Here is a 9,670-nt window from a genome sequence, read left to right on the forward strand (position 1 = left end):
GACGGTGGCGCGCCGGGTCTCGCCGGCGGCCCGCACGGCAACCGGCAGGCCCGCGGCGGGAACGGACGGGGCGCCAGGAACCGGGGCGGTGCTCCACGACGGCTCGTCGTGCTGGCCACGGCGCCCGCCGCGCCCGGCGCCGTCCGTCCCGCCCGCACCCCGGAGCAGGCGTTCGACGCGCTGTACGCGTACACGTCGCCCGGCCTCGTGCGTCAGGCGTACCTGCTCACGGGGCACCGGGCGCTGGCGCGCGAGTCGGTGGAGCAGGCGTTCCAGCTGGCCTGGCGGCGCTGGCCGGAGGTGGCGGTGGACCGGGACCCGGCGACCTGGGTGCGCGCCGCGGTGCACGAGTACGCGCTCTCCCCGTGGCACCGCTTCCGGCCCGTCAACCGGGCGCGCGCGAAGCTGCCGACGGGCGCCGCCGAGCCGGTGCCCGTACCGGACGGGCGCGCGCTGCGCGAGGCCCTGCTCGAACTGCCGCCCGCCCACCGCCGGGCAGTGCTCCTCTACGACGGCCTCGGTCTCGACCTGCCCGACGCGGCCGCGGAGACCGAGGCCAGCACGCCGGCCACGGCCAACCGGGTGCTGCGGGCCCGGGACACGATCGCCGGGCGACTGCCGGAGCTGGCGGACACCACCCTGCTGCACGAGCGCCTCGACGGCCTGGCCCGCTTCGTCCCCGCGCCCGCCGTCGAGCCCGCACGGACCGTGCGCCGCTCCGGCGAGCGGCGCACCCGCATGTGGACGCGTGCCGCGATCGTCCTCACCGTGCTGATCATCGGCGCCACGATCTTCACCCTGTTCACCGCGCCCCACCAGTACGATCCGCCGGAGGCGCCGCCCGAACAGGTCACCGGGGTGCCGGTGCCCGGCGGGCCGCAGCGGCTGACGCCCGAGGACGTGAAGCTGCACGACGCGCTCGACGCGCTGCCGATGAAGGGACCCGAGCGGCTGCTCCCGCGCGCGCAGTGAGGGCCCCCGGCCCGGCGGCCCGCCCGAGGGCGCCCGCCCTGCAAGGCCCCGGGCCCGGAACGCGGAGGGCCCAAGGAAGCGGACGGGCCCGGAACGCGAACGGCCCAAGAAAGCGGACGGGCCCGGAACGCGGAGGGGCCCGGAACGCGGAGGGGCCCACCCCGGAGAAGGGGCGGGCCCGCGATGCCGGCGCGAGGGCCGGCCGCGCTTGCTGCGGAAGGTCAGCCGGCGAGGACCGCGCGGGCGAGCTCCGCGGTCTCGGTCGGGGTCTTGCCGACCTTGACGCCGGCGGCCTCGAGGGCCTCCTTCTTGGCGGCGGCCGTGCCGGAGGAACCGGAGACGATGGCGCCGGCGTGGCCCATGGTCTTGCCCTCGGGCGCGGTGAAGCCCGCGACGTAGCCGACGACCGGCTTGGTCACGTGCGCCTTGATGAAGTCGGCGGCACGCTCCTCGGCGTCGCCGCCGATCTCGCCGATCATGACGATGAGGTCGGTGTCGGGGTCGGCCTCGAACGCCTTGAGGGCGTCGATGTGCGTCGTGCCGATGACCGGGTCGCCACCGATGCCGACGGCGGACGAGAAGCCGATGTCGCGCAGCTCGTACATCATCTGGTAGGTCAGCGTGCCGGACTTCGACACGAGGCCGATGCGGCCCGGCTTGGTGATGTCGCCGGGGATGATGCCCGCGTTGGACTGGCCCGGCGTGATCAGGCCGGGGCAGTTCGGGCCGATGATGCGGGTCTTGTTGCCCTTGCTCGACGCGTATGCCCAGAAGGCGGCCGAGTCGTGCACGGCGATGCCCTCCGTGATGACGACGGCGAGACCGATCTCCGCGTCGATCGCCTCGACGACGGCGGCCTTCGCGAAGGCCGGCGGCACGAAGACGACGCTGACGTCGGCGCCGGTCTTCTCCATCGCCTCGGCGACCGAGCCGAACACCGGGACGGACGTGCCGTCGAAGTCCACGGACGTGCCCGCCTTGCGCGGGTTGACGCCGCCGACGATGTTGGTGCCGTCGGCCAGCATGAGCTTGGTGTGCTTCATGCCGGTGGAGCCGGTCATGCCCTGGACGATGACCTTGCTTTCCTTGTTCAGGAAGATAGCCATGGTGTGGTTTTCCCTCGCCCTTTTCTTACTTGGCCGCGGCCAGCTCGGCGGCCTTGTCGGCCGCGCCGTCCATGGTGTCCACGCGCTGCACGAGCGGGTGGTTGGCGTCGGACAGGATCTTGCGACCCAGCTCCGCGTTGTTGCCGTCGAGGCGCACGACCAGCGGCTTCGTCACGTTCTCGCCCTTGGACTTCAGCAGCTCCAGAGCCTGCACGATGCCGTTGGCGACCTCGTCGCAGGCGGTGATGCCACCGAAGACGTTGACGAACACGGACTTGACGTCCGGGTCGCCGAGGATGATCTCCAGGCCGTTCGCCATCACCTGGGCGGAGGCGCCGCCGCCGATGTCGAGGAAGTTGGCCGGCTTCACGCCGCCGTGCTTCTCACCGGCGTAGGCGACGACGTCCAGCGTCGACATGACGAGGCCCGCGCCGTTGCCGATGATGCCGACCTGGCCGTCGAGCTTCACGTAGTTGAGGTTCTTCGCCTTGGCGGCGGCCTCGAGGGGGTTCGCGGCGGCCTTGTCCTCGAGCGCCTCGTGCTCGGGCTGACGGAAGTCCGCGTTCTCGTCCAGGGAGACCTTGCCGTCGAGCGCGATGATCTTGCCGTCGCCGGACTTGACCAGCGGGTTCACCTCGACGAGCAGGGCGTCTTCCTTGATGAAGACGGTCCACAGCTTCTGCAGGGCCTCGGCGATCTGGTCCGCGACCTCGGCCGGGAACTTCGCGGCCTCGACGATCTCGCGGGCCTTCTCGGGCGTGCAGCCCTCGTTGGCGTCGACGGCGATGCGGGCCAGGGCCTCGGGGTGCTCCTCGGCGACGACCTCGATCTCCATGCCGCCCTGGACGGACGCCATGGCGAGGAAGGTGCGGTTGGTGCGGTCGAGCAGGAAGGAGACGTAGTACTCCTCGGCGATGTCGGCGGTCTGCGCCAGCATCACCTTGTGGACCGTGTGGCCCTTGATGTCCATGCCCAGAATCTGACCGGCCTTCTCGACCGCGTCCGCCGGGTCGGTGGCCAGCTTGACGCCGCCGGCCTTGCCACGGCCGCCGACCTTGACCTGGGCCTTGACGACGGCCTTGCCGCCGAGGCGCTCGGTGACTTCGCGGGCCGCCTCAGGCGTGTCGATGACTTCACCGGCCAGCACCGGTACACCGTGCTTGGCGAAGAGGTCCCTCGCCTGGTACTCGAACAGGTCCACGCGTGTCCGTCCCTTGTCTCTTCTCGAAACCGCAGCCTGTGAATCGCGGGTTGCGATGATCTGCTAGTGATCTGCGTGGGCGTGCCGCGAAGGGCAACGTGACTGCGCTGTCACTGAGGGAGGCGTACACGGGGTCCGGAACGCGGCATGTCCGCCTGGCAGGTTATCTCCGTGAGCGGGTACGCCCGAAATCGCGGCTCACAGATGAGCGGTGATACCTGTCACAGAGCGCCCGGACCGTGCGTGTACGCCCCGGGTCGGCGCGGCGACCGGGCACGCGCGTACGCCCACCCCCGGCCTGTCTGCGGCCCCGCTCGCGGTTCACCGGGCGCCGGTGGGCACCGCGGAGTCGTCGGGCACGGGTATCGGGCGTTTCTCGATGGCCGCCGCCATCACGTCGGGAAAGAGGTCCGGGGTGCAGGCGAAGGCCGGTGCGCCGAGCGCGGCGAGCGCGGCCGCGTGCTCGCGGTCGTAGGCCGGGGCGCCCTCGTCGGAGAGGGCGAGCAGCGCCACGAACTGGACCCCGGACGCCTTCATCGCGGCGACGCGCTTCAGCATCTCGTTGCGTATGCCTCCCTCGTAGAGGTCGCTGATCAGTACGACCACCGTGTCCGCGGGGCGGGTGATGCGGGACTGGCAGTAGGCGAGGGCGCGGTTGATGTCCGTGCCGCCGCCGAGCTGGGTGCCGAAGAGCACGTCGACCGGGTCCTCCAGCTCGTCCGTGAGGTCGACCACGGCCGTGTCGAAGACGACCAGGCGCGTGGCGAGGGACCGCATCGAGGCGAGGACCGCGCCGAAGACCGACGCGTACACGACGGACGCCGCCATCGAGCCCGACTGGTCGATGCAGAGGACGACCTCCTTCTTCACGGACTGACCCGCGCGGCCGTAGCCGATGAGGCGCTCGGGCACGACGGTCCGGTACTCGGGCAGGTAGTTCTTGAGGTTGGCCCGGATCGTGCGGTCCCAGTCGATGTCGCGGTGGCGCGGCCGGCTGATGCGCGCGGAGCGGTCCAGGGCCCCGGTGAGGGTGGCCCGGGTGCGGGTGGCGAGGCGCTTCTCGATCTCCTGTACGACCTTGCGCACGACGGCGCGTGCGGTCTCTTTCGTGGTCTCCGGCATGGCCTTGTTGAGGGAGAGCAGGGTGCCGACGAGGTGCACGTCCGCCTCGACCGCCTCCAGCATCTCGGGCTCCAGCAGCAGCGCGGACAGCCCGAGCCTGTCGATCGCGTCGCGCTGCATGACCTGCACGACGGAACTCGGGAAGTACGTCCTGATGTCGCCGAGCCAGCGGGCGACGGAGGGCGCGGACGCGCCGAGCCCGGCCGTCCTGGCCCCCCGTGCGGGGCGTGCGCCGCCGCCTCCACCCCCGTAGAGGGCGGCGAGCGCACTGTCCATGGCGGCATCGGTGCCGCGCAGGCCGCGGCCGGTGCCGTCGGCGTCCCCGCCGAGCACCATGCGCCAGCGGCGCAGCCGCTCGTCGTCCCCGGTCGCGGCCGGGACCGGGGCGGGGGCGGCGACCGGGGCCGTCGGGATGCTGTCGCTCATGGGTCCTCCTGCGGGGTGCGGGCGCCGGGGGCCCCGGCGAGGGCGGGTGCTGCGGCTGCTGCGACGGCGACGGTCGTCGTGGCTGAGGCCGCGGTGGCCGGTCCGGGACTCTGCGGGACGCGCCCGGCGGGCACGCGGCCCAGTAGGAGCGCGACCAGCGGCACCATCGCGTCCGCGCGCTCCGGGTCCTGCCCGGCGGCGAAGCCCGCAACGCTCGTGCCCTCCGGTGCGGCGGCGCCGGTGGCGGGTCCGCGTCGGACCCGCTCGCCGAGCGTGCGGCGCACGCCCGGCTCGTACGCCGAGAACGTGCGCCGCAGCAGTGGCAGCACGTCGGTGAACGCCGCCGCCGGGACCCCGCTGAGCCATCCGTCGACCAGGGCGAGCAGCCGCTCGTCGTGCACGAGGAGCATCCCGCCGCCCGACGTGCCGCCGACGAAGCCCTCGATCCAGGCGGCCGCGTCCTGCGGGGGCGTGCCGGGTGACAGGGCGAGGCCCATCAGGCGGGCCGCGTCGCCGTCCGCGAGGCGCCCCTCGTCCAGCAGGAGCCGCGCGGCGCGGCCTCGGATGACGCCGGGCACGCTGTCCCGCTCGGCGAGCCGCGTGAGGACGGCGGCCCAGCGGCCGGGCAGGCCGTCGTCCGGTTCGTCACCGGCGGGGCGCAGCAGCGCGATCGCGGCGTGTACCGCGTCGAGATGGCCCCGCATGGCTTCGGCGCCGTCGGTGTCGAGCCCGGTGCAGGCAGGTGGCAGGCCGACGCAGATGCGCTCCGTGAGGGCGCGCGCCACCTCGCCGAGCGCGGCGGTGTCCGTCCCGCGCACGTCTCCGTAGCGCAGCGAGCGGGCGAGCGCCGGCAGCGCCTGGGCCAGGTGCGCCACGTCCGCGTCGAGCGCGGCGCGCTCCGCGAGGGCCCGCATGACGACGGGCAGCGCCTCGGGCAGGGCGGCGAGCAGGCACTGCTCGGCGAGCACGGTGACGTCGGCGAGGGCCGTGGCGGAGGCGGCGGCCGCCTCGGCACGCGCGGTCGCCGCGCCGAGCACGGTCGTCCCCCAGATGCCGGCCTCGGCGACGCGCACGGACAGTTCGGGTTCCCAGCGCAGCCGCCACGTCTCGCGGAACGTACCCGCGTTCGCGCGGCCCGCCGCGGGCTCGCCCCAGCCGATGCCGAGCAGCCGCAGCCGGTGCAGCAGGGTGGAGCGGGCCCCGTCGGTGTCCTTGCGCAGATCGAGGTCGAGTTCACGCTCCAGCGCCTCGGGCTTGAGGCGCAGCGTGCGCTGCTGCCGGGCGAGGTCGCGCTGGAGCGGCACGGCGGGGGCCGACTCGGGGACCTCGCCGAGCGCCTCGCCGACGATCAGCCGGTCACTGATCAGCGACAGCGGCACGTCGGACCCGTCGCACATCACGGCCCGGACCGCGTCGATCGTCTCCGTGAGCCCCGCGAGCGGCCGGCCGCGCATCGCGGCGAGCCCGTGAGCGAGCCGGACGGCCTCGATCACGTGGGCGGACGAGACCGTACGGTCCTCGTCCCGCAGGAGCCCGGCGACCTTGGTCATCCACCGCTCGACGGGCCGGTCGGGCGCTTCGAAGAGATGGCCGTACCAGCCGGGCGAGTCGATGCCCGCCCCGTAGCCGCTGCGCCGGGCGAGCCGCCGGTGCGTCCAGGGCACCCACGTCAGCTCCGCCTTGACCTTGGGCAGTCCCTTCAACAGGGCCCGGTCGGCGGTGGCCGTGGTCTTCGCCAGCAGCGCGGGCACGTGCCACGCCCCGCACACCACGGCGACGCCGCCGCCGTCAGCGAAGTCGCCGAACTCCTTGCGCGCCGCGCGCAGCCTGCCGCGCATGTGGGCCTCGCGCACGAGGTCGTGCCGGCGACCGCCGTCCCCGTAGCGCTCACGCAGCGCGGTCATGGCCTCGCCGACCGCCTCGAAGGGCGCGAACGGGTCGGCGCCGCTCCCCCGGTGCTCGACCGCGTCCTCCCACCAGCGCTCGGGGTCGTCGTACCCGGCGGCCCGGGCCAGGGCCGCGATCGGGTCGACGCGCAGCCCCTCGGCGTCCTCAGCGCCCTGCGCGCTCTCGCCGTCCTCGCCCCGCCGGTCGTTCGGCTCCGCCGGCTCCCCGTGTCCCTCCTGGCTGTCGTGTCCCTTCGGTCCCTCGTGGCCTTCCCCGTCGACGGCGAGCGGCCCGTCCGGGCCGTCCGGCTCGTCGGCGAGTGCCAGCGAGTGCGCGGCGGGCAGATCGATGAACCGCACCGGCACGTCGTGCAGCGCCGCCCACCGGAGGGCCCCCCATTCCGGTGAGAACGCGGCCAGTGGCCAGAACGCCGCCCGGCCCGGATCGTCCACCGCGTGCGCGAGGAGTGCGACCGGCGGACGCATCGCGGGGTCGCCGGCGAGGGCGGCCAGCGCGTCGGCCTCCGGCGGTCCCTCGATCAGGACCGCGCGGGGTCCGGCCGCGTCGAGCGCTGCCAGCACGCCCCGTGCGGAGCCGGGTCCGTGATGCCGCACGCCGAGGAGCAGCGGACCGCGCCCAGGGGAGGCCGACGGCGCCGCGGGCCCTTCCTGCGCGGCCCGCTCGGGCGGCCGGGCTGCGGGCGTCGTCACACCGTCACCTCGCGGCAGGCACGGTAGAAGTCCTTCCAGCCGTCCCGCTCGCGGACCACGGTCTCCACGTACTCCTGCCAGATGACGCGGTCGGCGGCCGGGTCGCGGACCACGGCGCCGAGGATCCCCGCCGCGACGTCGGCGGGCCGCAGCATGCCGTCGCCGAAGTGCGTGGCGAGGGCGAGGCCGTTGGTGACGACGGAGATGGCCTCGGCGGTGGAGAGCGTGCCCGAGGGCGATTTGAGCTTGGTGCGCCCGTCGGTCGTGACGCCGTCGCGCAGCTCCCGGAAGACGGTGACGACCCGGTGGATCTCCGACATGCCGTCCGTCTCGACGGGCAGCCCGAGCGAGCGGCCGATCTGGTCGACGCGGCGCGAGACGATCTCGACCTCCGCCTCCGGCGTCGCGGGCAGCGGCAGCACCACCGTGTTGAACCTGCGGCGCAGGGCGCTGGAGAGGTCGTTGACGCCGCGGTCGCGGTCGTTGGCCGTCGCGATGACGTTGAATCCTGGGACCGCCTGGATCTCCTCGCCGAGCTCCGGCACGGGCAGCGTCTTCTCGGAGAGGATCGTGATGAGCGAGTCCTGCACGTCGGCCGGGATGCGCGTCAGCTCCTCGACGCGCGCCGTGAGCCCTTCGGACATGGCCCGCATGACGGGACTGGGCACCAGCGCGCCACGGCTCGGGCCGTGCGCGAGGAGCTGCGCGTAGTTCCATCCGTAGCGGATGGCCTCCTCGGGCGTGCCCGCCGTGCCCTGCACGAGCAGGGTGGAGTCGCCGCTGACGGCGGCGGCCAGGTGCTCGGACACCCAGGTCTTCGCCGTGCCGGGCACGCCGAGGAGCAGCAGGGCCCGATCGGTGGCCAGCGTGGTGACGGCGACCTCGACGATGCGGCGAGGGCCCACGTACTTGGGGCTGATCACCGTGCCGTCGGGCAGCGTGCCGCCGAGCAGGTACGTCGAGACGGCCCGGGGCGAGAGCCGCCAGCGCTCGGGCCTCGGCCTGTCGTCCTGCGCGGCGAGCGCCGCGAGCTCGGCCGCGAACGCGTCCTCCGCATGCGGGCGCAGGACCTCCGTGGCGGGCTTCGCGGTGGTTTCGGGCAGGGCGTGGGACACGGTCATGATCCCCCTCCAGATCGGTCGACCGGATGTGGCGACCACGGTGCACCATGCCACTGACAATCCCTCGTCCTCGCAGGTCAGGGGTTGTGGATGACCGATTGTCAGTGCCTCGGCCTACGGTCGTCGGCATGAGTGATCCGGTGGTTCGCTGGTCGGCGGAGCAAGTGCTCGCGCTGGCTCCTGACGACGCGTCGCGCAAGGCGGGGAGCAAGCTCGCCGCGCCGGGGCCGTGGTCTTCGACGGGGGCGGGCGCGGGGGCCGCGCCGGGCGCCGTGTGGGGTCTGTGCAAGGGCAGCGGCAGCAAGCCGTACCAGACGGTGGTGGACACGGCGGGGCCCGCGTACAAGTGCAGTTGCCCGAGCCGCAAGTTCCCGTGCAAGCACGCGCTGGGGCTGCTGCTCCTGCGGGCCTCGGACGGCGCCGGTTTCGAAACCGGCGGGGAGCCGCCGGACTGGGCGGCCGAGTGGCTGGCCGGCCGCAGGAAGCGCGCGGAGCGGGTGCAGGAGGGGGACGCGCAGCCCGGCGCCGCCCCGGCGAAGGCGGGCGACCCGCAGGCGGCGCGCCGCAGGGCGGAGCGCAGGGCGGCCCGGATCACCTCGGGCGTGGGCGAGCTGGAGCGCCGTCTCGGCGACCTGGTGCGGGGTGGTCTCGCGGCCGCGGAGCAGCAGGGCTACCGCGTCTGGGAGGAGACGGCGGCCCGCATGGTCGACGCGCAGGCGCCCGGCCTCGCGGGCCGGGCCCGGGAGTTGGGTGCGATACCCGCCTCCGGGCCGGGCTGGCCCGGCCGGCTGCTGGAGGAGTCCGCCCTGCTGCACCTCCTGGATCGCGCGTGGTTGGGTGTCGAGGGTCTGCCGGAGCCGCTGGCGACGGCGGTGCGCACGCGTGTCGGCCTGCCGTCGGCGCCCACGGGGGAGCAGGTGAGGGACCGCTGGTCGGTCCTCGCGCAGTACGACACGTCCGACGGGAAGCTGACGACGCGCCGGACATGGCTGCACGGGCGGGCGTCGGGCCGGTGGGCGCTGCTGCTCTCCTTCGGCGCCGGGGGCCGGGCGCCCGAGCCGGCCCTGCCCGTCGGCCTCGCGGTGGACGCGCTCGCGGTCACCTTCCGCAACGCCGCCCCGGCCG

At 74.2% G+C, this 9,670-nt stretch carries 7 protein-coding genes; 2 read left to right on the top strand and 5 right to left on the bottom strand.

All coding sequences use genetic code 11. The features are described from left to right. Positions 1 to 972: sigma factor-like helix-turn-helix DNA-binding protein (locus L1885_RS17285; RefSeq protein ID WP_235798025.1), on the top strand; the 972-nt coding region annotated here is incomplete at its 5' end. Positions 973 to 1,193: 221 nt separating this feature from the next. On the opposite strand, the gene sucD is transcribed toward L1885_RS17285, so the two are convergent. The 5 genes from sucD to L1885_RS17310 all read right to left on the bottom strand — a co-directional run bounded on the left by sucD (position 1,194) and on the right by L1885_RS17310 (position 8,545). Beyond that, positions 1,194 to 2,078, bottom strand: coding sequence for a succinate--CoA ligase subunit alpha (gene sucD, locus L1885_RS17290; protein ID WP_235798026.1), 885 nt, complete (start codon positions 2,076 to 2,078; stop codon positions 1,194 to 1,196). A 25-nt stretch (positions 2,079 to 2,103) separates the two neighbouring features. After that, entirely contained in the window at positions 2,104 to 3,279 is a 1,176-nt protein-coding gene (gene sucC, locus L1885_RS17295) for an ADP-forming succinate--CoA ligase subunit beta (RefSeq protein ID WP_235798027.1), read from the bottom strand. Between the two features lie 321 nt (positions 3,280 to 3,600). Then, positions 3,601 to 4,827, bottom strand: coding sequence for a VWA domain-containing protein (locus tag L1885_RS17300; protein ID WP_372481966.1), 1,227 nt, complete (start codon positions 4,825 to 4,827; stop codon positions 3,601 to 3,603). Next, complete coding sequence (locus L1885_RS17305) at positions 4,824 to 7,424, bottom strand: DUF5682 family protein (protein ID WP_372481967.1); 2,601 nt, start codon at positions 7,422 to 7,424, stop codon at positions 4,824 to 4,826. The genes L1885_RS17300 and L1885_RS17305 overlap by 4 nt, the downstream gene beginning before the upstream one ends. Next, positions 7,421 to 8,545, bottom strand: a complete 1,125-nt coding sequence (locus tag L1885_RS17310) for an ATP-binding protein (protein ID WP_235798028.1) — start codon at positions 8,543 to 8,545, stop codon at positions 7,421 to 7,423. Before L1885_RS17310 ends, L1885_RS17305 begins: the two co-directional genes overlap by 4 nt. Positions 8,546 to 8,673: 128 nt before the next feature. Between L1885_RS17310 and L1885_RS17315 the strand changes: the two genes are divergently transcribed. Next, on the top strand, positions 8,674 to 9,670 hold a 997-nt coding region (locus L1885_RS17315; protein ID WP_235798029.1), incomplete at its 3' end, for an SWIM zinc finger family protein.

The organism is Streptomyces fuscigenes (genome assembly GCF_021556455.1).
GTDB classification, from domain to species: domain Bacteria; phylum Actinomycetota; class Actinomycetes; order Streptomycetales; family Streptomycetaceae; genus Streptomyces; species Streptomyces fuscigenes.

Excerpts from the sequence above, each read along its gene's own strand:
- sucD (WP_235798026.1), bottom strand. The coding sequence starts at position 2,078 with ATGGCTATCTTCCTGAACAAGGAAAGCAAGGTCATCGTCCAGGGCATG.
- L1885_RS17300 (WP_372481966.1), bottom strand. The coding sequence starts at position 4,827 with ATGAGCGACAGCATCCCGACGGCCCCGGTCGCCGCCCCCGCCCCGGTC.
- L1885_RS17310 (WP_235798028.1), bottom strand. The coding sequence starts at position 8,545 with ATGACCGTGTCCCACGCCCTGCCCGAAACCACCGCGAAGCCCGCCACG.